We start from the raw sequence: 22,031 nt of genomic DNA, 5'->3' as shown, positions 1-22,031 counted from the left end.
ACGACGAGATGCTGACGCGCTGCGAAGAGGTCATGCGCAAGGTGTGCGACGACTTCGGCGCGGAACTGAAGGAGTTCAACGGCGAGCCTGACCACGTCCACCTGCTCGTGCACTACCCACCGAAGGTCGCGCTCGCCAGCCTGGTCAACAGCCTCAAGGGCGTCTCGTCCCGCCGCCTGCGCGCCGAGTTCACCGACCGGGCCAACCAGGCGATCACGCACGGCCGGTTCTGGTCGCCCTCCTACTTCACGGGCTCATGCGGCGGTGCCCCGCTCCAGGTGGTCAAGGACTACATCGCGCAGCAGAAGCAGCCGGACTGAGCGCGGCCAGCCGTGGACGCGGGCAGACAGTACGGACCCGTGCCCATAGCTGAGGTCAGAACACACCAGAGATTGAGATTCACCCCCAGCCTGAAGACCGGGACACCCTCGCAAGATCAGCGGTAGATGCCGCGTCCGGCCATCGCCGCCAGGTCGGGGTGCGTGCGGTCGATGCCGGGAATGCCGATCTCGACGACGTTCTGGCCGATATGGGCCGGGCGGGCGTCGGTGAGCAGCGCGCGGACCCGGGAGTTCGCGCCGTCCACGCCGAGATCCGACCGGTCGCAGACGGCTGGCGGGAGGTGCTCCGGTCTCTTGCCGAATCCACTCGGCAGGCCGCTCACGAACACGAATGGCTCGCCGACCTCCTGGGCGGCCGGCCCCAACTCGGGCCGCACGCCCTGGCCACCGGGGAGACCGTGGTGGCCGCACTGGACGGCGTCGGCATGGATGCCGTCATGCCCGTGGTCGCCGCGGTCAACGCGTACGTGATCGGCGCGGTGCGTCGGGAGATCGCCGAGCGGCGTGCCGAGCGGGCCACCGGGATGGACGAGAAGCGCTGGCAGGCCTCGCTCGGCCCCTATCTGGAGCAGACCTTCGCCACCGGCCGATTCCCCGCGTTGGCCACGGTGGTGCGCGATGCCGCCCACCTGGACGCCGACGACACCTTCCGGACGGGTCTCGACTTCCTGCTCGACGGGATCGAGGCCCGCATCTCGGGGTGACGCGCGGCGGAAGGACCGGACCGGTACCGCCTCGCCCCCGCAGAACATCGCCACATCCTTGATGCATCAAGCACTCTGTTAGGGTGAGGACGGCAGTCCGGAAGCCGCGCTCACGGTCTCCGGTGACGGGTCCGTCCCGGCGGACCCGGCGCGTGACCGCGTCGCACGTCCACCGGAGGAGAGTCATGGCACCCGCGGGATCCGAGGCGATCGACGGCACGGCTCGGCGGGCGGGCAATCCGCTGCGCAGCCTGACGATCGACGAACTGCGCCGTCGCAAGGGCGTCAAGTGGCGTCACCATCCGGAGGACGTCCTGCCGCTGTGGATCGCCGACATGGACGCGACCCCGGCTCCCGAGGTTGTGGACGCGGTGTCCTTGGCCTTCGAACGCGGGGACACCGGCTACCCGCCCTTCGACGCGGCGATGGCGGAGGCCTGGGGTCAGTTCGCCCAGGAGCGCTGGGGATGGCGCATGGCGACGGAGCGGACGATGGTCGTCCCCTCCGCCCTGACGGGCATCGCCGAGACGCTCAAGGTGACGACGGCGCCCGGGGACGTGGTCGTCGTCAACTCCCCTGGGTACGGGCCGCACCGGCACATCGCGGAGGGGCTCGGCCGCCGCGTCGTGGAGGCCCCGCTGGGTCCCGACCACCGCATCGACCTGGAGGCGCTGCGGGCCGCGTTCGGCCGGACGGTCGACGGCGGCCGCCCCACGGCCTTCCTGCTGTGCAGCCCCCACAACCCGACCGGGACGGTCCACACGGCGGAGGAACTGGCCGCGGTGGCGGGACTGGCGCGCCACTTCGGGGTCCGGGTCGTCTCGAACGAGATCCACGCGCCGCTCGTTCCGGCCGGCGCGCGCCATGTGCCGTACCTCTCGGTCCCCGGCGCCGAGGACGCAGTGGCCGTCTACTCCGCCTCCAAGGGGTGGCACCTGTCGGGCTTCCGCGCCGGCATGCTCGCCTGGGCGCAGGAGGCGGACGACGCCCTGCGGCGCATCCCCCTGAGCGTCGCCCATGAGCTGAGCGGCATCGGCGTCATCGCCCAGACCGCCGCCCTGCGGCACGGCGGCCGCTGGCTGGACGCGCTGCTCGCCGGCCTCGACGACAACCGGCGCCTCCTCGGCGAACTGCTCGAGCGGCACCTTCCCGGTGTCCGGTACCAGCGGCCAGAGGGGACATACCTGGCGTGGCTGGACTGCCGCGCCCTCGGTCTCGGCGACGATCCCGCGGCCGCCTTCCTGGAACGCGGCCGGGTCGCCCTCTCCTCGGGCCTGGAGTTCGGCACGGGCGGCGCGGGGCACGTACGCCTCAACTTCGCCACGTCGCCGGAGATCCTCACCGAGGCCGTCCGCCGGATGGGCACCCTGGGCTGATCCCGGCCGCGCCCCGCCGCCCGATGTCCGCCGTCTCCACGACGACGCGTGCCGGCCCGCGAGCCTCGCGCCCGTGGGCCGGCGCTGTTCGTCGACGGGATCGTTCGCCGGGTTAGCCGGGTCCCGTACCAGGGACCGTGCCCGCGCTGCGTGTCGATCGATTTTTGTGCTCAGGAGGTCCCCTTCGTTGTGTCGGGCTGTCGCGCGCGGGGCTTCCCCGCGACGGGTCGGACCGGGGGCGGCTACTGGTCGCGGGCCCTGAGCCGGGAGCGTTCAGGGCGGCGCGCCGGTCGCGGAGGGGCGGAGGGCTTCGCGCCGCGCCGGAGTTCGTCCTCCACCGTGCGGTCCCGGCCCGCGAGCACGCCCGCGGCGATCTGCGGCACGAGCAGCAGGAGCATCACGGCAACGGGCAGGTCCCATCCGCCGGTGTGCTGGTACAGGGCTCCGATGAGGATGGGCGCGGGGACGGCGAGGAGGTACCCGGCGCACTGCACGAAGGCGGAGAGCCGTACGACGCCGGGGCCGGTACGGGCGCGCATCCCGATCATGGTGAGGGCCAGCGAGAAGGCGCAGTTGGAGACGCCGATGAGCACGGTCCACAGCCACGGCGCGGCCGCGGGCGCCGCCCACAGCCCCGTGTAGCCGACGATCCCGAACAGGCCCAGGACGACGACGAGAGGTCCCTGGCCGTTCAGCCGGCCGCCGATCGCGGGCAGCACGAAGGACAGGGGCACGCCCACCGCCATCGAGACCCCCAGCATCAGGCCGGCGGCGGAGGCGGAGACGCCCGCGTCCCGGAGGATCTGCGGCAGCCAGCCCATGGCGACGAAGGCGGCGGCCGACTGGAGCCCGAAGTAGACGGTGAGCGCCCAGGCCGTGGGACTGCCCGTGATACGGCCCGCCGACACGGCCGGAGTGCCACCGAACGCGCCCGCGACGGCCGCGGTGCGGTCCCGTACCAGGGGCAGCCAGGGCAGCACGGCGAGGGCGCCGACCGCGCCCCAGGCGGTCAGGCCGAGCCTCCAGTCGCCGCCCAGGGCGCCGGTCACCGGGACGCTGAGCGCCGCGGCCAGGGCCGTTCCGCAGGAGAGGGCCATCGCGTACAGGCCGGTCATGGTGCCGACGCGGTGCGGGAACCAGCGTTTGACGACGACGGGCATCAGGACGTTGCCGACGGCTATGCCGCTCAGGGCCAGCGCGCTGGCGGCGAGGAACGGCACGGTGTGCCCGGTGAAGGGGCGCAGGAAGAGGCCGGCGGCGACCAGTGCCATCCCCGCGCAGATCACGGCCGCCGGACCGTACCGGCGGGACAGCCTGGGTGCCGCGGCGCCGAACACGGCGAACGACAGGGCCGGCAGGGAGGTGAGCAGCCCCGCCACCGTGCCGCTCATGCCGAGGGAGGCACGGACCTCCTCCAGCAGGGGGCCGAGGCTGGTGATCGCGGGCCGGAGGCTGAACGCCGACACGAACAACGCGCCGCCGACCAGCAGTTGGACACGCCGCGTGCCCGACGGGGCGGTGTCGCCCGCCGCGGTCGCGGGGGTGCGGCGCGCCCGGACGAGCAGCCTGTACAGCCCGGCCCCGAGTGCCGCTCCGATGATGGGCCCGCCCAGGTAGATCGCGAGGTCGGTGGTCTGCCCGGAGAAGGCCGCGGGGCCGAACTGGCGGGCCGGGTTGACCGAGCCTCCGCTGCGCGGGCCGAGCGTGGCGATCACCACCCCCACGGACAGCCCGATGACGGGCGCCAGGCCGCGGATGAAGCGGGGGTGGGCGACGAAGAAGGCGACGACGAGGGTCAGCGCGAGCATGCCCCCGATCTCCGCCACGAGGACCTCTACGGGCTGCCAGGTCGGGGCGGGCCGGATCGCGGCGTGCGAGACCGACGGGAGCGCCACCGCCGGACCCCAGGCAAGGCGTGCCAGGCCCGTACCGGCGGCGGAACCGGCGAGCTGGGCGAGCACGTACGGCAGGACGCGCCGGCCCGGGAAGGCGTCCATCAGCCACAGGCCGACGGTGACGGCGGGGTTCGTGTGGCCGCCGCTGCGCCGTCCGGGAGGGCTGAGGATCAGGCCGGTGAGGATGGCCCCGCTGACGGCACCGATGACGACGAGTGCGACGCGCAGGTCGGCGATGTAGAGGGGCGAGCGCGGGTCACGCAGCCATCGCACGACCGTCACCGCGAGGAACAGCAGGACGGTCGTGAGGACGAACTCGTCGGCGGCCCGGGCGAGGGCCGGCCGGCGTGGCGGAGGGGAAGCGGTACCCACCTGGATCTCCTGGTCGGTGTGGTCGTCGGCGGGGCTCCCCTGGCGTCTGCTGCCGGGGAGGAAGCCACGCGCGGGGGACGTGAGCGGGGGACGCGGCAGGCCACCGGGCCGGCCCGGTGGGGCGGGGAACCGGACCCCGCGCGCGGGGTCGGTCCGGGCCCCGGCCGGACGGGCGGGTCAGGCGCTCGGGGTGTAGTGGCCGGGGACCATGCGCGTCGAGACGCCGATGCGGTTGAAGGCGTTGATCGCCACGATCGCGGCGATGAGGTGCGCCAGTTCGGTCTCGTCGAACTGCGCGGCGGCCCTGGCGTACACCTCGTCCGGCACGAATCCGTCCGTCACGACGGTGATCGCCTCGGTGAGCTCGATCGCCGCGATCTCCTGTGCCGTGTAGAAGTGCCTCGCCTCCGTCCAGGCGCCGAGCTGGATGACGCGCTCCGCGGACTCGCCGGCGGCCATGGCGTCCTTGCTGTGCATGTCCAGGCAGAAGGCGCAGTGGTTGATCTGCGACGCGCGGACCTTGACCAGGTGCAGGAGGCCGGCGTCGACCCCGCGGCCCGCGGCCGAGTCCAGGCGCACCAGCGCCTTGAAGGCCTCGGGGGCGAGCTTCGCCCAGTCCATGCGCGCGGTGTGCTCCGGAAGGCGGGTGGTGTGCTCCGGAAGGCGGGTGGTGTGCTGATGTGCCTCGTTCATCGTCATGCCCGCAACGCTAAGGATCGGGTGGTACTGGAGTATGGTCCAATTACATGAGCGCTTCCCAGACCAATTCCGCCGCCGACCCGCCTCCGACCTCGATCGGCGCCGACCTGCACCTGGAACTGCGGGGGACCAAGCTGCGCACCGGGCTCACCGACGCGCTGCGGAACGCCGTGCGCACGGGGCGCCTGGCGCCCGGCACCCGGCTGCCGCCCTCCCGCTCGCTCGCCGCGGACCTGGGCGTCTCCCGCAACACCGTCGTCGAGGCCTACGCGGAGCTGGTCGCCGAAGGCTGGCTCACCGCCCGGCAGGGCTCCGGGACCCGGGTGGCCCCCCGGGCCGAACCGCACAGCCCCCCGGCGGGCGCCGCCCGCGCCCGGCCCGTGGGGACCCGCCCCCGGTACGTCATGCAGCCCGGTGCGCCGGACCTCGCGAGGTTCCCCCGCGGCCAGTGGCTCGCCGCCGCCCGCCGCGCCCTGACCGCCGCACCGAACGACGCCCTGGGCTACGGCGACCCCCGCGGCCGTATCGAACTGCGTACCGCGCTCGCGGACTACCTGGCGCGCGCCCGCGGGGTGTACGCCGAGCCGGAGCGGATCGTCGTCTGCTCCGGATTCCACCACGGACTGGCCCTGATGGCGCAGGTCCTCAGGATGCGCGAGGCGCGAGCGGTGGCCGTCGAGGCGTACGGCCTGGACCTCTACCGCGATCTGCTGACCACCGCCGGCCTGCGGACCCCGCCCCTGTACGTCGACGAACGCGGCGCACGCACCGACGACCTGGCCCGCCTGCGGGAGGTGGGCGCGGTGCTGATGACCCCGGCACACCAGTACCCGACCGGAGTCGCCCTGTCCCCGGAGCGGCGCACGGCAGCCGTCGCCTGGGCTCGGGACACCGGCGGCCTGATCCTGGAGGACGACTACGACGGGGAGTTCCGGTACGACCGCCAGCCCGTGGGCGCCCTCCAGGGCCTCGACCCGCAGTGCGTGGTGTACTTCGGCTCGGCGAGCAAGTCACTGGCCCCCGGGGTGCGGCTCGGCTGGATGGTGCTCCCGGAGGAGCTGGTCCCGGAGGTCGTGGAGGCCAAGGGGTACGGCGACTACATGTCCAGCACCCTCGAGCAGCTCACGCTCGCGGAGTTCATCTCCTCGGGCGCCTACGACCGGCATGTACGGTCGATGCGCCAGCGCTACCGGCGCCGCCGCGACCAGCTGGTCGCCGCCCTGGCGGAGCGGGCGCCCGGCGTGCGGGCGGCCGGCATGGCGGCGGGGCTGCAGGTCGTCCTCGAACTCCCCGCAGGAACCGAGGACTCGGTCGTCCAGGCCGCGGCCCGGGAGGGTCTCGCGGTGAGCGGGCTGAGGGACTTCGGCCATGAAGCGCGGGACTCCGGCTGGCGGCTGCCCGAGCGGGACGCCCTCGTGGTCAACTACGCGGCGCCCTCGGACAGCACGTGGAAGGGCGCACTGGACACCCTGTGCGGCGTGTTGCCCCAGGCGCTCAGCTGAGGACGCGCTCCGCGGGGACGACGTCCCGGGCCGACCCGAGGGACGCCTCCAGGTGGGCGAGCGCGGCGGCACCGGTGTCGGCGACGAGGACCAGTCCCGCCAGGGGCACCGGCAGGAAGCCCTCCTCCTCCATCCGCTGGAGCTGGAGGATCAACCCGTCGTAGAAGCCCGCCGTGTTCAGCAACACGACGGGCTTGTCGTGCAGACCGTGCTTCCGCAACTCCAGGACCTCGGTCGCCTCGTCCAGGGTTCCCATGCCGCCGGCCATCACCACGACGGCGTCGCACGCCGCGAGCAACCAGGCTTTCCGCGAGGCCAGGTCCTCGGCGAAGACCATCTCGTCCGCGTCCTGCCTGGCCCACTCCCGCAGGAAGCCGACCGAGACCCCGGCGAGCCGCCCGCCCGACTCCCGGACGGCGTCGGCGACGACCTTCATCAGCCCGGTGTCCGACCCGCCCCACACCAGGGTGTGGCCCCCCGCGCCGACGAGCTCCGCGAACTCGCGGGCCGGCCCCGTGTAGCGCTCGTCGAGGTCGGCGGCGGAGAGAAAGACACAGATCTTCAGGGGCGCGGGCGCGTCAGCGGTCATCACCCGAACCTAGGCGGGCGCGCACCCACACACGCGGACCATTCCGCGAGCGGAACACCGGACCAATTCCGCCGCGCGGCACGCGCGGCGGGCCACCGGTACGCGCCGGGTCGGCTGCGCCGCGAAGCCGAATGACGATGGAGCGCCCCGCGCCGCCGGCTGATCAGCGGCGTCGTTGGTCGGCTCGCAGCTCGAAGTCGCCGTAGCTGTTGTCGGCGGGGTTGACCGTCACACCGGGAGCCACGATCTCGTCGATGCGGTCGAGCACATCGGTGGACAGGGTGATCTCGGCCGCGGGCAGGAACGCTTCGAGCTGTTCCATGGTGCGCGGCCCGATGATCGCCGAGGTGACGCCGGGGTGGTTGATCACAAAGGCGACGGCCATCTCGATCAGGGTGAGACCCGCTTCATCGGCCAGGCGAAACAGTTGGTCCGCGGCGTCGAGTTTGCGCTGGTTGGCCGGGGTGCTCATGTCGAAGCGGGCCGGCGGGCGCGCCGTGGAGGCCGGACCTGACGAAGTGTCCTTGCGGTAGCGGCCCGAGAGCCAGCCCCCGGCGAGCGGGCTGTAGGTCAGCGTGCCCATGCCGTGGCGGCGCGCGGTGGGCAGTACGTCTTCCTCGATGCCGCGAACCAGAATGGAGTACGGGGGCTGTTCGGTCACGAAGCGTTCCAGGTGGCGCTCCCGGGAGGTCCACTGGGCTTCGACGATCTGCGAGCCGGAGTAGGAGGAGGAGCCGATGTAGCGGATCTTGCCCTGGTGTACGAGGTCGGAGAGGGCACCGAGGGTTTCGGCGACGTCGGTGTCGGGGCTGGGGCGGTGGACCTGATAGAGATCGATGTAGTCGGTGTCCAGGCGCCGCAGCGAGTTCTCGACCTCGCGGATGATCCAGCGCCGTGAACCGCCGCGCTGGTTGGGGTCGTCCTGGTCCATGGGCATGAAGAACTTGGTCGCGAGGAACACGTCCTCGCGGCGGCCCTTGAGTGCCTGGCCGACGATCTCCTCGGAGACGCCGGCGGAGTACACGTCCGCCGTGTCGACGAAGTTGACGCCGGCGTCGAGCGCCCGGTGGATGATGCGCGTCGAGTCGGCTTCGTCGTCGTTGCCCCAGGGGCCGAACATCATCGCGCCCAGGCACAGCGGGCTGACCTGGACGCCGGTGCGGCCCAGCGGTCGGTAGCGCATGGAGTGGTTCTCCTCGTGGTGTCGTCAGTCGCTCGCTGCGGGGATCACCGTGCCGGTGCCCGCCCAACTGGCGAGCAGGTCCAGGGCGTCCCGCTCTCGCGAGTCCGGTTCGGGGGTGTAGAAGTTCAGGCGCAGGCCCGGGTCGGCGGGCAGTTCCATCGCCTCGTAGGGCAGCGCAAGCTCGCCGACCAGGGGGTGGCGCAGGCGCTTGAGGCCGGAACGGTGGAACTTCACGTCATGGTGGGCCCAGCGGCGCGCGAACTCGTCGCTCTTGGTGGTGAGCTCCCCGATCAGATCGGTCAGCGCCTTGTCGTACGGCGCTTTGCCCGTCTCGGTGCGCAGGAAGGCGACCGCGTCGTCGGCTCCCTTGTGCCAGTCGACCCAGAAATCCTGGGACGCGGGGTCCAGGAACAGGAAGCGGGCGCTGTTGACGGGACCGCGCTGAGCGAACAGTGGCGAGTCGAAGAGGGGCGCGTACAGGGCTCGCCCCAGCGCGTTGGCGGCCAGGACGTCGAACCGTCGGTTGCGTATGAACGCGGGAACGTCGGCCATGGAGTCGAGCAGCCGCAGAAGGGTGGGCCGGACCTGTGATGTGGTCGCTGCGGGGCGCCGTCCCGAGGCGGTGGATGCGCGGGCCAGGTCGTAGAGGTGGGTGCGCTCCGCCTCATCGAGTTGCAGGGCGTGAGCCAGGGCCTCCAGCACCGCGTCGGAGGCGCCGCTGAGGTTGCCGCGCTCGAGACGTACGTAGTAGTCGACGCTCATGCCCGCGAGCAGGGCGACCTCCTCACGGCGCAGTCCGGGGACGCGACGCTGTCCGCCGTAGACCCGGAGCCCGGCCTGCTGCGGGGTGATCCGGGCCCTTCGCGTGCTCAGGAACTCGCGGACCTCCGAGGCCAGGTTCCTCTTCTCTGCGGGCGCCATGCTCACCACCCCTGGCGTCGTATGCCCGCGGCAGCGGACACGGCTCGCGGCTCTCCCGTGCTGTCACCAGCAGGTGGGACCGTGCGAGGCGGCGCCTGCCCGGCACGCCCGGGTGCCGAGGCGGAATGTGCGTGCGGGAACACAGGCTGCTCCTCCTGATCGGTCCGCAACGGTTCGGTTCTTTCACCGTAGGTCCGTGGCCGGACGGCTGCGAGGTACTGCCATTACCTGGAAGGGCAGTGACTCCCACCTGCGGGCCACGAGGGCGTTGCATGGAGAGGTCAAGGGCCACGCGGTCCGCCATCGGTCTGAGAGGACACCGTGCGCGCAGCACTCGCCTACGAAGCCGACGCGGTACGCGTCGGGCAGGTTGCCGGTCGTGCTCCCGGCGGCCTCGCTCCTGTTCGGCGACGCGCAGAGTCAGTGCCGGCCTACCGGCGCCCGGGCGCTCCAGGGCAGCGGGGCCGCGGTGCCGGCCCCCTCCGCTCTGTCTCCTCACACGCAGCTTCGCCGAGGGCCGGGCCCGCGACCGGGCGATGGCCGGCCACCGCGCCGTGGCCGGTCTCGGCGCCGCCTTCGGACCGGTCGCCGGCCTGATCTCGTGGCGGACCGGGCCCGTCGGCCCCGTGCTCATCGGTGCCCCTGACCTCCGGTGGTGTCGATGGGATCGCCCCCGCGGACGCCGGCGCGGGTTCGGGTCCGGTCGACACCCAGGCTCAGCGCGCCGTCCAGTCCGGTGGACGGACCGTGGCCGGCGACGTCCCCGTGAGCCACCCGGCCGCTGGCATCGCCGCCTGCTCGGGCACCGCCCTCACCGGGCTCTGCCGTACGGCCGGCCCTGGCCGTCGCCCTCCTCGTCGTGCCCTCACGGGCCACTCGCAACGAAAGGTGAATCCGATGCAGTCCCTCACCCTCAACAACGGCATCCACATGCCCGCCCTCGGACTGGGTGTCTTCCAGACTCCGCCCCAGGAGACCCGGTCCGCGGTCACCGCCGCCCTCGAATTGGGCTACCGGCACATCGACACCGCGGCCGCCTACGGCAACGAGCGCGAGGTCGGCCAGGCCATCCGCGACTTCGAGGGGCCGCGCGACGACATCTTCATCGAGACCAAGATCTGGATCAGCGACTACGGATACGACCAGACCCTGCACGCCTTCGACAAGAGCGCCGCCAAGCTCGGGGTCGACCAGATCGACCTGCTCATCCTGCACCAGGCGCTGCCGTCCGAGTTCGACCAGACCCTCGCGGCCTACCGGGCCCTGGAGAGGCTCCTGGCCGACGGCAGGGTCCGTGCCATCGGCGTCAGCAACTTCATGGTCGACCACCTCACCACGCTCCTCGACGCCACCACCGTCGTCCCCGCCGTCAACCAGCTGGAGATCCACCCCTACTTCCAGCAGCGCGCGGTGCTCGACTTCGGCGCCAAGCACCACATCGTCAGCCAGGCCTGGTCCCCGATCGGGGGGATCACGTTCTACCCGGGATACGGCGAGAACCGCGGAAGCGTCCTGCAGGACCCGGCCGTCACCCGCATCGCCGAGACACACGGCAAGAGCCCGGCCCAGGTACTGCTCCGCTGGGGCATCCAGCAGGGCCGCTCCGTCATCCCCAAGTCCACCCGTCGCGAGCGGATCGCCGAGAACATCGACGTCTTCGACTTTGAACTCACCGCCGGCGAACTCGCCGCCCTCGACGCACTGGAGACCGGCCGTCGCGGCGGCCCCGAACCCGAAGCCGTCACCCTGGCCGCCTACGGCCGCGCCATCCCCGAAGCCTGAACCACACCGGCGAACGGAGCGAGCGATGACCCGATGGAACAGCGGCCGGCTGGACCGGATCGGTGACGCCGAAGAGCTCGACCTGGAATCCGAACGCGGCGACGGCACCCTGCGCGACCCGGTGACCATGTGGGTCGTTCGCGCCGGCGCAAATCTGTACGTCCGCTCGGTCAAGGGCACAGCGGGCTCCTGGTACCGCGGAACCCAGTCCCGCCACCGGGGGCGCATCGACGCCGGCGGCATACGCCAGGAGGTCGTCTTCCGCGAGGCCGACCCCGGCGAATACGCGGATGTCGATGCCGCCTACCGCACCAAGTACGGCCGATACGCCGGCATCGTCGAGCACGTCCTGACCGACCGGGCCCGAGCCTCCACCCTGCGCCTGGAACCGCGCTGACCCGCGGTCTCCCCCTGCTGCCGCCGAGAACGGCCCCGCACACCCCTCCCATCTCCGAAGGAGCTGCGCCGATGCGCGCCACCCTGCTGTACGGAGCCGACGACGTCCGTGTCGAGGACGTCGCCGACCCGAAGATCCAGAACCCCACTGACGCGGTCGTACGGATCGTCCTGTCGTGTATCTGCGGCAGCGACCTGTGGCCCTACAAGTCCGCGCCCTCCACCGACAACCCCCGTCACATGGGCCACGAGTTCCTCGGTGTCGTCGAGGAGACCGGCTCCGCCGTCGCCGGCGTCAAGCCCGGCGACGTGGTCGTGGCCCCGTTCGTCTACTCGGACAACACCTGCGCCTACTGCCGCGAGGGCCTGCAGACCTCGTGCGCGCACGGAGGCACGTGGGGCGTGAACGGTGTCGACGGCGGCCAGGGACAGGCCGCACGCGTCCCGCAGGCCGACGGCACCCTGGTCAAGCTGCCCGTCGGCGAGGACTCCGAGCTGCTGCCCGACCTGCTCACCTTGTCCGACATCCTGTGCACCGGTTACCACGCCGCCCGCACCGCCGGTGTCACCCGCGGCGACAGCGTCACCGTGATCGGGGACGGCGCGGTGGGCCTGGCCGCCGTCATCAGCGCGAAGCTGCTCGGCGCCGAACAGATCATCCTCATGGGACGCCACCAGGTGCGCACCGACCTGGGCCGCGACTTCGGCGCCACCGGCGTGGTCGCCGAGCGTGGTGAGGAGGGCATCGCCCGCGTACGCGAGCTGACCGGCGGCGAGGGCACCCGCAAGGTCCTCGAATGCGTCGGGCTCAAGGACGCGATCGTGCAGAGCTTCGGAGTGGTCCGCGACGGCGGCACGGTCAGCCGGGTCGGCGCGCCCCAGCACTCCGAGGTGCCGTTCGGATTCGGCGACTTCATGCGCAACGTCACCCTGACCGGCGGCGTCGCCCCCGCCCGCGCCTACATCGACGAACTCATGCCGCACATCCTCACCGGCTCGATCAGGCCCGGCCGGGTCTTCGACCGCACGATCGGCCTGGAGGACATCGCCGACGGCTACCGGGCGATGAACGACCGCGAAGCACTGAAGGTACTCGTGCGCCCTTGACCGCCCCGCCGGCCCGATGCCGCGGCCGCCACGGTGCGATGGGGCCCTGCGGCGAGCCCGTACCCCCACGGGCCGAGCGCTTCCTCGCCTTCGCCGGGCATCGCCGGCGCCCTGACCCGCTACCGCGGGAGCGCCGCCTCGGGCAGTGCCGCCAGCCACGTGGTCAGCAAGTCGTTGACCTCGCGGGGGCGTTCCTGCTGGAGCCAGTGGCCGCAGCCGTCCAGAAGGTGGGCGGAGACCAGGCCGGGCAGAGTGGTCGGGTAGGCGTCGATCGCTTCGGACATCCAGGTGGTGGAGGCGTCCAGGGTGCCGCCGATGAACAGGGACGGCTGGGTCAGGGGGGTGCCGGCCAACCCGGCGAGGTCCTCCCAGTCGCGGTCCATGTTCCGGTAGCGGTTCAGTGCCCCCGTCAGGCCGGTGCGCTCGAACTCCCCGGCGTAGTGGTCCAGGTCGGCCTCGGTCAGCCAGGACGGGAGCGGGCCGGTGGGAAAGCGGTCGCGCAGGGTTCCGCCGGCGCTGACGAAGTGCGGGTCGGGCTGCCCTTGGGACGGCATGGTGTCGGCGGACAGGGCCGCGTAGAACCCCGCGAGCCAGCCCCGCACGTCGGGCTCGATCTCGGCCTCGGCCCGGCCCGGCTGCTGGAAGTAGGAGACGTAGAACTCCTCGTCCGTGCCGATCCGTGCGAAGACGTCGCTGGGGCGCGGGCCGCCGGGCGGGGCGTAGGGGACGCTGAGCAGTCCCACCGCACGGAAGACCTCGGGGTGGAGCAGGGCGGAGGTCGCGGCGATGTTCGAGCCCCAGTCGTGTCCGATGATCACCGCCGTCTCCTCGCCCAGGGCGCGCACGAGAGCGAGGTTGTCCTCCACCAGGGCGCGCATGCGGTACTCGCCGATCCGCGCCGGCTTGGAGGAGCGGCCGTAGCCGCGCACGTCCAGGGCCACCGCCCGGTATCCCGCCGCAGCCAGTGCCGGGAGCTGATGGCGCCAGGAGTACCAGGACTCGGGGAAGCCGTGGACGAGCAGGACCAGCGGCCCGCTGCCCTGCTCGACCAGGTGCATCCGTCCGGCGGGCGCGGGCACGGTGCGGTGGCGCGGGTCGCCGGACGGCGTGGGCTGGTGCATGGCTTCTCCTCGGGTGTCCCGGTGGCTTCGGTGCCCGTCGATCATGCGGCGCCGACGGCCGGGGAGGCGACCTGCGTTGACGTTTTGGCAACATGGCAGGTCAGGGAGAGTGCACGAGAGGTGAGTGAGAATGGCTGACGACGTCGCCGCGGTCCTGGCCGCCATGGGACCGCGCCTTCGGGCCGCGCGCGAGGAACGCGGGGACACGCTCCGCGATGTCAGCCGGGCCACCGGCATCGCCGCCAGCACGCTGTCCCGGATCGAGAACGGCCTCCGTCCACCGACCCTGGCACTGCTGCTGCGCCTGGCGCAGGCGTACGGCGTCTCCCTGGACGCGCTGGCCGGCACTCCCGAGGCTCCTCCGGAGAGGCCGTCCCGCCCGGTGCGGCGTACGGCGGACGACAAGACGGTCATGCCGTTGACCCTCTACGTCGGAGGGCTGCACGCGCACAAGCACGTCCTGCCGGCCGGCGACGACCGGCCGCCGCGACCGCGCCAGGTATCGCACGAAGGGTACGAATGGCTGTGCGTGCTGTCGGGGCGGCTGTGGCTGGCACTCGGCGACCACGACCTCGTCCTGACCGCCGGAGAAGTCGCCGAGTTCGACACCCGCACCCCTCACGCGGTCGCCAACGCCGGCTCCGGCACGCCGGTCGAATACCTGGTCCTGTTCGGGCCGCAAGGCGAACGCCTCCGCCCCCGCGTGCAGCCGGCACCGGCCTGACACGACCCCACGCCGCGCGGCCGGCGCCGGGCGGCCGTGACCCGGGACGGACCGGACTGCGGAGTTCTCGGCAGCCGCATGTCCCTCGACCCGCGAGAAGGCAGTCGGCGGTGTGGCGCGTCACAGATGTGGCTCACGCCCGGTCTTTCCAGGTACCTGAACGTTCAAGAAGGGGAGATCGCAGTGCACATCGCCATCATCGGAGCGGGAAACGTGGGCGCGGCCCTGAGCAGGGCCGCGATGGCCGCCGGACACGCCGTGTCGGTGTCGGCGGGCGACCCGGCGAAGGCCGCGGCAACGGCGGCTGAGACCGGAGCACGGGCGGCCGAGAACAACCGGGACGCGGTGAGCGATGCGGACATCGTCGTGCTGGCCGTTCCCGGCGGCGTGGTGACCGCCGTGGCGGACGAACTGGCCGACGCCGTACGCGGCAAGGTCGTCGTCGACGCCACCAACCCGCTGAACGCCACCCTCACCGACCTCGAGATCGAGGGGACCGCGGCAGCCCAGACCGTGCAACGCCACCTGCCCGACGCGTCCGTGGTGAAGGCCTTCAACACCATCCTGGCCGGACGCCTGAACAACCCCACCGAGCAGGGCGTGACCCTCGACGCCTTCTACGCCGGGGACGACGCCGAGGCGAAGAAGACCGTCGCCGAGTTCCTCGGCTCGCTCGGTTTCCGGCCGATCGACGCCGGTGCACTGCGCATGGCCCGCTCGCTCGAGGAGATGGCCCTCCTCAACATCTCGCTGAACGCCACCCACGGATGGCCCTGGCAGTCCGCGTGGGCGCTGCTCGGCCCGACCGGCTGAAGGCCGCGCATCGCACGGTGGGCAGCGGCACATGGGGACGCCGACGTACGCGATGCCGCACGCGAAGTCCCGACTCCGCCGGTCGAGTTCACCTGACCTCGCGTACCGAGGTCGCGGGAGCGCCCGCGCGGTAAAGCCTGCGGGACGAGAATGGTGTTGCGCGGATGGTGTTGCCCTTCTCGCACCGCTCTTCGTCGAAGCCGGGTCGCCGTCCGCCGCGTGAACCTTCACCAGGCGGGCGGCGGACGGCCTGGCGGATGCGGCGTCCCCGCAGAAAGCCGCGGACAGGACCGATACCGCAAGCCGTGTCCGCCGCGGGGCTGTCGGAACCCTCGCGGGGCCTGCCCAGCCGGAGCCGGGAAACGAGGGGGCTTCGATCCGGACGGGCAGCGGCTGAAGGCCACCGCCCACGATGCGGTACTCGCCGAACCGACCACCCCTGCGCCCGTGTTGCCGTAGCCGGCCGTTCCGGAGCCATCCCCCAGGGTGCGGGCGGTAGCCGGGGCGGCTTCACTCCGCGTCGGTGTCCGTCCGGTCGGCAAGGCGACGCAAGGCTTCGTAAGACGGCGAGCCGGGTTCGGCGGTACTGACGAACAACCACTGATCCGGGTCGCCCGGAAAGACAAGAGTCTCGTAGTTCAAGGTGATGTCGCCGACCAAAGGGTGCCGGTAGTGTCTGGTGCCGTGCGAAAACTCCTCCACATCGTGCGAGGCCCACCAGCGGTGAAAATCCGTATCCGCGGCCGTCATTTCTTCGATCAACTCGGTCAGGCGTGGATCGTTCGGCTTTTGTCCCGCATACAGGTGCATCCCTGAGACAACCATGCGGGCGGCCTGGTCCCAGTCGATGAAAAGGTCACGCGCCGCGGGGTCGAGAAACACGAACCGCGCCATATTGCGTTCACCAACCGGCATGGCCTCGAAATCGACAAAAAGTGCCCGGGCCAGCCGGTTGAGGGCGAGGACGTCCATTCGGCCGTCCAGAATTATCGAAGGGGCGTACTGCAAGGCCTCCAGCAGGACGTGCACACCCGGACGTACTCGGCGGGGAACGGCAGGTCGGCCCACTCTGGCCAGGGACTTCGGCCTGGCCAGTGCGAACAGGTAGGCGCGCTCCGCCTCGTCCAGCCGTAGAGCCCGGGCTACGGCTTCCAACACCGCTTCCGAAGCGTTGGACACCCGTCCTCGTTCCAGACGGATGTAGTAGTCCACGCTCAGTCCGGCCGAGAGAGCGACCTCCTCACGGCGGAGCCCGGGAACACGGCGACTGGCTCTTGGCGTGACCCCGGCCTGCTCGGGAGCCACCCGGGCGCGGCGCGTGCGCAGAAAATCGCTCAGTTCCCTGTTGTCATCCGAACGGGGAGAGGCCTTGGCCATACGTCGAGGCTAACCCCCGGTGCACCGTCCGGCAAGGTTCACCAAAGAGCGGCCCGGGCGGTGAAAGGGGAATCCTTTACCGAAGTCCCCCGAAATGGAAAATGGCCGCTTGCACTCTTCCGTCTCCGGCGTGACGAATGCATTTCGCCGTGACCGCAGGGCCCGGATTCATCAACGCGAAGGCGGGTCGGCGGAGGTTCCCCGGGCGGGGAGAAGGGGGAAAGGGTTTCCTGTTGCCCGGCGCCGGTCGGACCGCGGGCAGGCCCGGCTGTGGTCTCGCGGCGAGTACGCACAAATGCGCCACGTACGCGGAGCCGGGTAGGGGTGAATTCGCTTGCTGCTCGGGTGTCGACCTGTGGTCGCACCGAACGACTTCCGAGTTCTGACCAAGCCGACGTCATCCGACTCGGTGACGGACAGGGATGGGGGGTCTGGCAGTACCTGGATCAGCGGGCCCTGGCCAAGGGAGGCCTGCTTGGCCGCCCCCAGGCGTCCCTCCGGCTGGTTCTCTGGAACTCACGCAGAACGGCTCCTCCCCGCACCGGACACATGATGGGAACCGCAATGGTGATCACTGGCCAGACCGCAGTCCTCAAGCCCCTGGACAGCCGGGACGTTCGTGAGCGCCGTGCCGTCCACCACGAGGCCGGCGCACGCACGGAGCGTGGACTCGGTGTCCTCGATCGCGGCTGCCACCAGCACGATCGCGCCCCGGTACCCGGTTGTCCACGCCACGCGGTCGCGTAGCCGCGACACGAGAGCGTCCTCGGGCGAGCCGGCTCCCTCGAGAGCACCCGCCTTCGCGGTCGGCTCGTCGAACCTCGTCCGGAGCGGGCCCTTGAGCAGCGCCCCGCGCGTCGGCAAGTGACGCAGCCGCGTCACGGGTCCGAGATCGGCCCTGCGCGCGACGTCGCGCAGTGGCCTCTCGACGCCTTCCTCGCCGATGGCGGTCCGCACGACTGCGAGCAGGTGGTCGCGGATCTTCCTGGCGTCGGCGCACATCTGTCCCCCTTGACCATCCCGATCAGTGCTCCATCCATGCGGATCGCCGATCCGCACGGGCCTATCCCGTAGCACGAACAGGAGAGAACGATGACGACACACACGATGAAGGCGGTTCGGATCCACGAGCACGGCGGACCCGAGGTTCTGCGGTACGAGAAGGTGCCCATTCCCCGGCCGGGACCGGGCGAGGTACTCGTTCGCGTGCACGCGGTCGGCGTCAACCCTCCCGACTGGTACCTGCGCGACGGGATGTCCAACCTGCCCGCTCACGCGCGGCCGAAGTTCAGCCTGCCCGTGATTCCGGGTACCGACCTGTCGGGCGTCGTCGCGGCCGTCGCCGCGGATGTGGACGACTTCTCCGTCGGCGATGAGGTCTTCGGTCTCCTTCGCTTCCCCGGCTTCGACGGCAGCACCTATGCCGAGTACGTGGCCGCGCCCACGTCGGACCTCGCGCACAAGCCGGCGGGCATCGATCACGTGCACGCCGCCGGAGCGCCCATGGCCGGGCTCACCGCGTGGCAGTTCCTGATCGAGCTCGGGCACGACCACCCCTCGCCCTTCCAGACGGCACAACATCGTCCGGTACCACTCGACGCCAACGCGAGCGTGCTCATCAACGGCGCAGCGGGCGGCGTGGGCCACTTCGCGCTGCAGCTTGCGAAGTGGAAGGGCGCACGGGTCATCGCGGTGGCGTCGAGCGCGCATGAAGCGTTCCTGCGAGACCTCGGCGCCGACGAGTTCATCGACTACACCAAGAGCCGTCCCGAGGAACTCGTGCACGACCTCGACCTCGTTCTCGACGCCGTCGGCGGCCCCGACAGCAGGCGCTTCCTGCGCACGCTCAAGCGCGGCGGATCCCAGTTCCCCGTGTTCTTCGGCGAATTCGACGAAGAGGAGACCGCGAAGCTGGGCGTCACCGTCACGGGTACCCAGGTCCGCTCCAGCGGCGCGCAGCTCGCGGAACTGGGACGCCTGCTCGACGCGGGCACGGTCCGTGTCGCGATCGACAGCACGTTCGCGCTCGCCGACGCGCAAACCGCCCACGAACGCGCCGCCCGAGGGCACATCCGGGGCAAGATCGTGCTCACGGTCGCCTAGCAACGAGTCGTTTCACCGACGCGTCCGGCGCCCGTCCGCGGGGCGCCGGCGGCCGTCGAATCGCCGATGCGGCCGACTCGGGGCGCGCCTGGCGACAAGGCGGCCGCAACGTTCGCCGCCGCGAACCCAGTGGACCCGTGCGGGGGCCCGGTCCGCAACGGGAGATCGCAGGGACGATCGCATCTCCCGCGGCCGGCGAAGTCCCGGCCCGCAATCCCCCACCCCTGGGACGACTTTGCCGCACTCTCCCCTTCTCGACCTTGACGTGCACGCACGTCAAGGCCGTCCGGCCGGAGCCCGGCGGACGAGCCGCCCCCTGCGCGGCCGTCATCGCCGTACGCAGCCGCAGCCGCCGGGGCCACGGCGCCCCGGCCGCGAACACCACCTGTCGAACCGGTGACGCATTCGGCGTACTTCACCGACATCGAGAAACAAGGACACACCCATGAACATGAAGCTCGAAATGATCGTGCTCCCCGTCTCCGACATCGACCGGGCCAAGGCCTTCTACGAGAAGGCCGGCTTCCGCCTGGACGTCGACTACGCGGCCGGCGAGAGCTTCCGGGTGGTGCACTTCACGCCGCCCGGCTCCGAGTGCTCGATCATCTTCGGCGAGGGGATGACCACCATCGCCCCCGGCTCGTTCCAGGGCCTGTACCTCATCGTGTCCGACATCGAGGAGGCCCGCGCGGAGCTCGCCGGCCGGGGCATCGAGGTCAGCGAGATCTTCCACGACGCGGGCGGCCTCTTCCACGGCCACGAGGACGGGGACGTCACCCACCACGGTCCCGGCCAGGAGCGACTGGCCGGCCTGCATCCGGAACGCGCCTCCTACGGCTCCTTCCTCACCTTCAGCGACCCGGACGGCAACGGCTGGGTGCTCCAGGAGATCTCGCAGCGCCTCCCCGGCCGCTGACCACCCCCGCAAGCCCCCGCCCGAGGGCGGCAACGGGCCGTCTCCGGCCCGGAGGGCAGCCGGTCCGGGCCGGAGCGGTTCGCGCGGTCCGGGCCGAGGAACCTGCACGGGAGCGCCGGGCGAGCGGACGGGTACTCCCCGCCGCCCGGCGCTCCGGCCGCCACGGGCGCCGGCACCGGCACCGGCACCGAAGGACGGCTTCGCCGCCACGGGCCGGCCTCCCGCAACCGGCCCCGTCGACCCCCCGCGCCGCGGCCGCCGCAGCGTCCCGGCCGAGTCACGCAAGCCATGAGGAACAGAACAGTAAGGAACGCAACAGTGATGAACGCAGCAGTGACGAACGAGACAACCCGCACCTACGACGTGATCGTCATCGGCGCAGGGCCGGTCGGCGAGAACGTGGCCGAACGCGCCCGCGCCGCGGGGCTCAGCACCGTGATCATCGAACGCGAACTGATCGGCGGCGAGTGCTCGTTCTGGGCCTGCGACCCCAGCAAGGCGCTGCTGCGGCCGGTGGTGGCCCGTGCCGACGCCGGCCGCATACCGGGACTCGACCCGGCGGTGACCGGCCCGCTGGACGTCGAGGCGGTCCTCGCACACCGCGACAAGATGTCCTCGTACTGGAAGGACGAGGACCAGGTCGACTGGCTCGACTCGGTCGGCGTCGACCTGATCCGCGGCCACGGCCGCCTCACCGGCCCCAAGAAGGTGGCCGTGCAGACCCCCGAGGGCGACACCCTCGCCCTGACCGCCCGGCACGCGGTCGCCGTGTCCACCGGCACCCGCGCCGCCCTGCCCCCCATCCCCGGACTCGACACCGTCCGCCCCTGGACCAGCCGCGAAGCCACCAGCGCCGACAAGGTGCCCGGCCGCCTCGCCGTCGTCGGCGGCGGGGTGGTCGCCGTCGAGATGGCCACCGCCTGGCAGGCCCTCGGCTCCCAGGTCACCATGCTCGTCCTCGAGAACGGACTCCTGCAGCGGATGGAACCGTTCGCCGGCGAACTGGTCACCGACGGACTGCGCGAAGCCGGCGTCGACATCCGCTTCCACACCACCGCCACCTCCCTGACCCGCGAGGGCGGCTCAGACGGCGAGGTGCGGATCACGCTCTCCGACGGCCGGCAACTGGCCGCGGACGAGATCCTGCTGGCCACCGGGCGTGCCCCGAACACCCGCGACATCGGCCTGGAGACCGTCGGCCTCACCCCCGGCGACTGGCTGACCGTCGACGACACCTTCCGTGTCACCGGCGTCGACGGCGGCTGGCTCTACGCCGTGGGCGACGTCAACCGCCGCGCCCTGATGACGCATCAGGGCAAGTACCAGGCCCGGATCGCCGGCACCGTCATCGGCGCCCGCGCGCACGGCGAGCCGGTGGACGACACCGCGTGGGGCGCCCACGCGGCGACGGCCGACTCCGTGGCCGTCCCCCAGGTCGTCTTCACCCACCCCGAGGTCGCCGCCGTCGGCATGACCAGCCTCGAGGCCGAGCGCAGCGGACGCCGCATCGAGGTCGTCGACTACGACCTCGCCCGCGTGGCCGGCGCCCACCAGTACGGCCGGGACTACCGAGGACAGGCCCGCATGCTCGTCGACACCGACCGCGACACCGTCGTCGGGGTCACTTTCGCCGGACCCGGCGTGGGAGAACTGGTGCACTCGGCCACCATCGCGGTCGCCGGCGAAGTGCCCCTGGACCGGCTCTGGCACGCCGTCCCCGCCTTCCCCACCCTCGGCGAAGTGTGGCTGCGACTGCTGGAGACCCATCGCGGCTGAACACGCCCCGGCCCGCCTACGAGGCGGTCCGGGGCCCCGCGGCCCACGTGTCCGGGGCCCGGCGGGACCCCCTCCCCACGTACGAGCTGTCGAGGGCACCGGCCGGGATGCCGCCGGTGCCCACCGCTTCCTGCCGGCGCTACTTCCCGTACTCCACACGCTCACACCCGGTAACCGCACGTCCTCGCCCGGCGCTGTGCGTCGCCGGTCGTCTCAGGAGACCGTGACTCCTCCACCCCCTGAAGGGGGTGGCTTCTCGCTATGCCGTTTGGGCTTCGCGACGGACCAGCCCGGCCCGTAGAACGTTGAGGGCGCCTACCGTGTCTGCGTGTGC

Annotated in this window: 20 protein-coding genes and 1 pseudogene; 12 read left to right on the top strand and 9 right to left on the bottom strand. The window is 71.8% G+C overall.

The genetic code is table 11. The features are described from left to right. From tnpA to AB0F62_RS39120, 3 genes are all read left to right on the top strand, one after another. Positions 1-320 (top strand): IS200/IS605 family transposase (gene tnpA / locus AB0F62_RS39130; protein ID WP_361810672.1); only part of this gene is annotated, 320 nt, incomplete at its 5' end. A gap of 71 nt (positions 321-391) precedes the next feature. After that, the gene (locus tag AB0F62_RS39125) at positions 392-1,045 is read left to right on the top strand and encodes a TetR/AcrR family transcriptional regulator C-terminal domain-containing protein (RefSeq protein WP_361810678.1); all 654 of its coding nucleotides are present in this window, start codon (positions 392-394) and stop codon (positions 1,043-1,045) included. A 185-nt stretch (positions 1,046-1,230) separates the two neighbouring features. Beyond that, the gene (locus AB0F62_RS39120; protein ID WP_361810670.1) at positions 1,231-2,421 is read left to right on the top strand and encodes an aminotransferase class I/II-fold pyridoxal phosphate-dependent enzyme; all 1,191 of its coding nucleotides are present in this window, start codon (positions 1,231-1,233) and stop codon (positions 2,419-2,421) included. Positions 2,422-2,663: 242 nt separating this feature from the next. On the opposite strand, the gene AB0F62_RS39115 is transcribed toward AB0F62_RS39120, so the two are convergent. The 3 genes and pseudogenes from AB0F62_RS39115 to AB0F62_RS39105 all read right to left on the bottom strand — a co-directional run bounded on the left by AB0F62_RS39115 (position 2,664) and on the right by AB0F62_RS39105 (position 5,387). Further along, entirely contained in the window at positions 2,664-3,995 is a 1,332-nt protein-coding gene (locus AB0F62_RS39115) for an MFS transporter (protein ID WP_361810676.1), read from the bottom strand. Positions 3,996-4,001: 6 nt separating this feature from the next. Next, positions 4,002-4,688, bottom strand: a pseudogene (locus AB0F62_RS39110) (aquaporin); the annotation flags it as partial. A gap of 177 nt (positions 4,689-4,865) precedes the next feature. Next, entirely contained in the window at positions 4,866-5,387 is a 522-nt protein-coding gene (locus AB0F62_RS39105; protein ID WP_361810668.1) for a carboxymuconolactone decarboxylase family protein, read from the bottom strand. A gap of 47 nt (positions 5,388-5,434) precedes the next feature. On the opposite strand from AB0F62_RS39105, the gene AB0F62_RS39100 reads away from it, so the two are divergent. Further along, entirely contained in the window at positions 5,435-6,889 is a 1,455-nt protein-coding gene (locus AB0F62_RS39100) for a PLP-dependent aminotransferase family protein (RefSeq protein WP_361810666.1), read from the top strand. On the opposite strand, the gene AB0F62_RS39095 is transcribed toward AB0F62_RS39100, so the two are convergent. From AB0F62_RS39095 to AB0F62_RS39085, 3 genes are all read right to left on the bottom strand, one after another. Then, positions 6,882-7,454, bottom strand: coding sequence for a TIGR00730 family Rossman fold protein (locus AB0F62_RS39095; RefSeq protein ID WP_361810674.1), 573 nt, complete (start codon positions 7,452-7,454; stop codon positions 6,882-6,884). The two genes, AB0F62_RS39100 and AB0F62_RS39095, sit on opposite strands and share 8 nt — an antisense overlap. A 187-nt stretch (positions 7,455-7,641) precedes the next feature. Next, positions 7,642-8,661, bottom strand: a complete 1,020-nt coding sequence (locus AB0F62_RS39090; protein ID WP_361810664.1) for an aldo/keto reductase — start codon at positions 8,659-8,661, stop codon at positions 7,642-7,644. Positions 8,662-8,685: 24 nt separating this feature from the next. Further along, the gene (locus AB0F62_RS39085; RefSeq protein ID WP_361810662.1) at positions 8,686-9,582 is read right to left on the bottom strand and encodes a helix-turn-helix transcriptional regulator; all 897 of its coding nucleotides are present in this window, start codon (positions 9,580-9,582) and stop codon (positions 8,686-8,688) included. Positions 9,583-10,479: 897 nt separating this feature from the next. Here AB0F62_RS39085 and AB0F62_RS39080 point away from each other — a divergent pair. The 3 genes from AB0F62_RS39080 to AB0F62_RS39070 all read left to right on the top strand — a co-directional run bounded on the left by AB0F62_RS39080 (position 10,480) and on the right by AB0F62_RS39070 (position 12,867). Further along, positions 10,480-11,364: an aldo/keto reductase gene (locus tag AB0F62_RS39080; protein WP_361810660.1), complete on the top strand. Its 885-nt coding sequence runs from the start codon at positions 10,480-10,482 to the stop codon at positions 11,362-11,364. Positions 11,365-11,389: 25 nt separating this feature from the next. Further along, on the top strand, positions 11,390-11,761 hold the full coding sequence (locus AB0F62_RS39075; protein ID WP_361810659.1) for a DUF2255 family protein: 372 nt from the start codon (positions 11,390-11,392) through the stop codon (positions 11,759-11,761). A 71-nt stretch (positions 11,762-11,832) separates the two neighbouring features. Next, positions 11,833-12,867, top strand: a complete 1,035-nt coding sequence (locus tag AB0F62_RS39070) for an alcohol dehydrogenase catalytic domain-containing protein (protein ID WP_361810657.1) — start codon at positions 11,833-11,835, stop codon at positions 12,865-12,867. A 119-nt stretch (positions 12,868-12,986) separates the two neighbouring features. Here AB0F62_RS39070 and AB0F62_RS39065 read toward each other — a convergent pair whose 3' ends face one another. After that, positions 12,987-13,988 carry an alpha/beta hydrolase gene (locus AB0F62_RS39065; RefSeq protein ID WP_361810655.1) on the bottom strand — a complete coding sequence of 334 codons (1,002 nt, stop codon included), beginning with the start codon at positions 13,986-13,988 and terminating at the stop codon, positions 12,987-12,989. A 130-nt stretch (positions 13,989-14,118) separates the two neighbouring features. Here AB0F62_RS39065 and AB0F62_RS39060 point away from each other — a divergent pair, with 130 nt between their 5' ends. Both AB0F62_RS39060 and AB0F62_RS39055 read left to right on the top strand, forming a co-directional pair. Further along, the gene (locus tag AB0F62_RS39060) at positions 14,119-14,712 is read left to right on the top strand and encodes a helix-turn-helix domain-containing protein (RefSeq protein WP_361810653.1); all 594 of its coding nucleotides are present in this window, start codon (positions 14,119-14,121) and stop codon (positions 14,710-14,712) included. A gap of 183 nt (positions 14,713-14,895) precedes the next feature. Further along, entirely contained in the window at positions 14,896-15,525 is a 630-nt protein-coding gene (locus AB0F62_RS39055) for a prephenate dehydrogenase/arogenate dehydrogenase family protein (protein WP_361810651.1), read from the top strand. A gap of 510 nt (positions 15,526-16,035) precedes the next feature. Here AB0F62_RS39055 and AB0F62_RS39050 read toward each other — a convergent pair. After that, complete coding sequence (locus AB0F62_RS39050; protein ID WP_361810649.1) at positions 16,036-16,902, bottom strand: helix-turn-helix transcriptional regulator; 867 nt, start codon at positions 16,900-16,902, stop codon at positions 16,036-16,038. Between the two features lie 516 nt (positions 16,903-17,418). Then, positions 17,419-17,904, bottom strand: a complete 486-nt coding sequence (locus AB0F62_RS39045; protein WP_361810647.1) for a TetR family transcriptional regulator — start codon at positions 17,902-17,904, stop codon at positions 17,419-17,421. A 90-nt stretch (positions 17,905-17,994) separates the two neighbouring features. Here AB0F62_RS39045 and AB0F62_RS39040 point away from each other — a divergent pair, with 90 nt between their 5' ends. The 3 genes from AB0F62_RS39040 (at position 17,995) to AB0F62_RS39030 (ending at position 21,697) form a co-directional block, all read left to right on the top strand. Next, the gene (locus AB0F62_RS39040; RefSeq protein ID WP_361810645.1) at positions 17,995-19,005 is read left to right on the top strand and encodes an NADP-dependent oxidoreductase; all 1,011 of its coding nucleotides are present in this window, start codon (positions 17,995-17,997) and stop codon (positions 19,003-19,005) included. Between the two features lie 445 nt (positions 19,006-19,450). Next, on the top strand, positions 19,451-19,921 hold the full coding sequence (locus AB0F62_RS39035; protein WP_361810643.1) for a VOC family protein: 471 nt from the start codon (positions 19,451-19,453) through the stop codon (positions 19,919-19,921). A gap of 321 nt (positions 19,922-20,242) precedes the next feature. Then, positions 20,243-21,697, top strand: a complete 1,455-nt coding sequence (locus tag AB0F62_RS39030) for an NAD(P)/FAD-dependent oxidoreductase (RefSeq protein ID WP_361810641.1) — start codon at positions 20,243-20,245, stop codon at positions 21,695-21,697. Positions 21,698-22,031: the final 334 nt, after the last annotated feature.

It is taken from the genome of Streptomyces sp. NPDC026673 (assembly GCF_040638135.1).
Lineage (GTDB): Bacteria > Actinomycetota > Actinomycetes > Streptomycetales > Streptomycetaceae > Actinacidiphila.
This window is presented reverse-complemented; position numbering and strand designations above follow the sequence as displayed.

Coding starts and splice junctions, on each gene's coding strand:
- AB0F62_RS39120 (WP_361810670.1), top strand. CDS start 1,231: ATGGCACCCGCGGGATCCGAGGCGATCGACGGCACGGCTCGGCGGGCG.
- AB0F62_RS39105 (WP_361810668.1), bottom strand. CDS start 5,387: ATGACGATGAACGAGGCACATCAGCACACCACCCGCCTTCCGGAGCAC.
- AB0F62_RS39100 (WP_361810666.1), top strand. CDS start 5,435: ATGAGCGCTTCCCAGACCAATTCCGCCGCCGACCCGCCTCCGACCTCG.
- AB0F62_RS39090 (WP_361810664.1), bottom strand. CDS start 8,661: ATGCGCTACCGACCGCTGGGCCGCACCGGCGTCCAGGTCAGCCCGCTG.
- AB0F62_RS39085 (WP_361810662.1), bottom strand. CDS start 9,582: ATGGCGCCCGCAGAGAAGAGGAACCTGGCCTCGGAGGTCCGCGAGTTC.
- AB0F62_RS39080 (WP_361810660.1), top strand. CDS start 10,480: ATGCAGTCCCTCACCCTCAACAACGGCATCCACATGCCCGCCCTCGGA.
- AB0F62_RS39075 (WP_361810659.1), top strand. CDS start 11,390: ATGACCCGATGGAACAGCGGCCGGCTGGACCGGATCGGTGACGCCGAA.
- AB0F62_RS39070 (WP_361810657.1), top strand. CDS start 11,833: ATGCGCGCCACCCTGCTGTACGGAGCCGACGACGTCCGTGTCGAGGAC.
- AB0F62_RS39065 (WP_361810655.1), bottom strand. CDS start 13,988: ATGCACCAGCCCACGCCGTCCGGCGACCCGCGCCACCGCACCGTGCCC.
- AB0F62_RS39060 (WP_361810653.1), top strand. CDS start 14,119: ATGGCTGACGACGTCGCCGCGGTCCTGGCCGCCATGGGACCGCGCCTT.
- AB0F62_RS39050 (WP_361810649.1), bottom strand. CDS start 16,902: ATGGCCAAGGCCTCTCCCCGTTCGGATGACAACAGGGAACTGAGCGAT.
- AB0F62_RS39045 (WP_361810647.1), bottom strand. CDS start 17,904: ATGTGCGCCGACGCCAGGAAGATCCGCGACCACCTGCTCGCAGTCGTG.
- AB0F62_RS39040 (WP_361810645.1), top strand. CDS start 17,995: ATGACGACACACACGATGAAGGCGGTTCGGATCCACGAGCACGGCGGA.
- AB0F62_RS39035 (WP_361810643.1), top strand. CDS start 19,451: ATGAACATGAAGCTCGAAATGATCGTGCTCCCCGTCTCCGACATCGAC.
- AB0F62_RS39030 (WP_361810641.1), top strand. CDS start 20,243: ATGAACGCAGCAGTGACGAACGAGACAACCCGCACCTACGACGTGATC.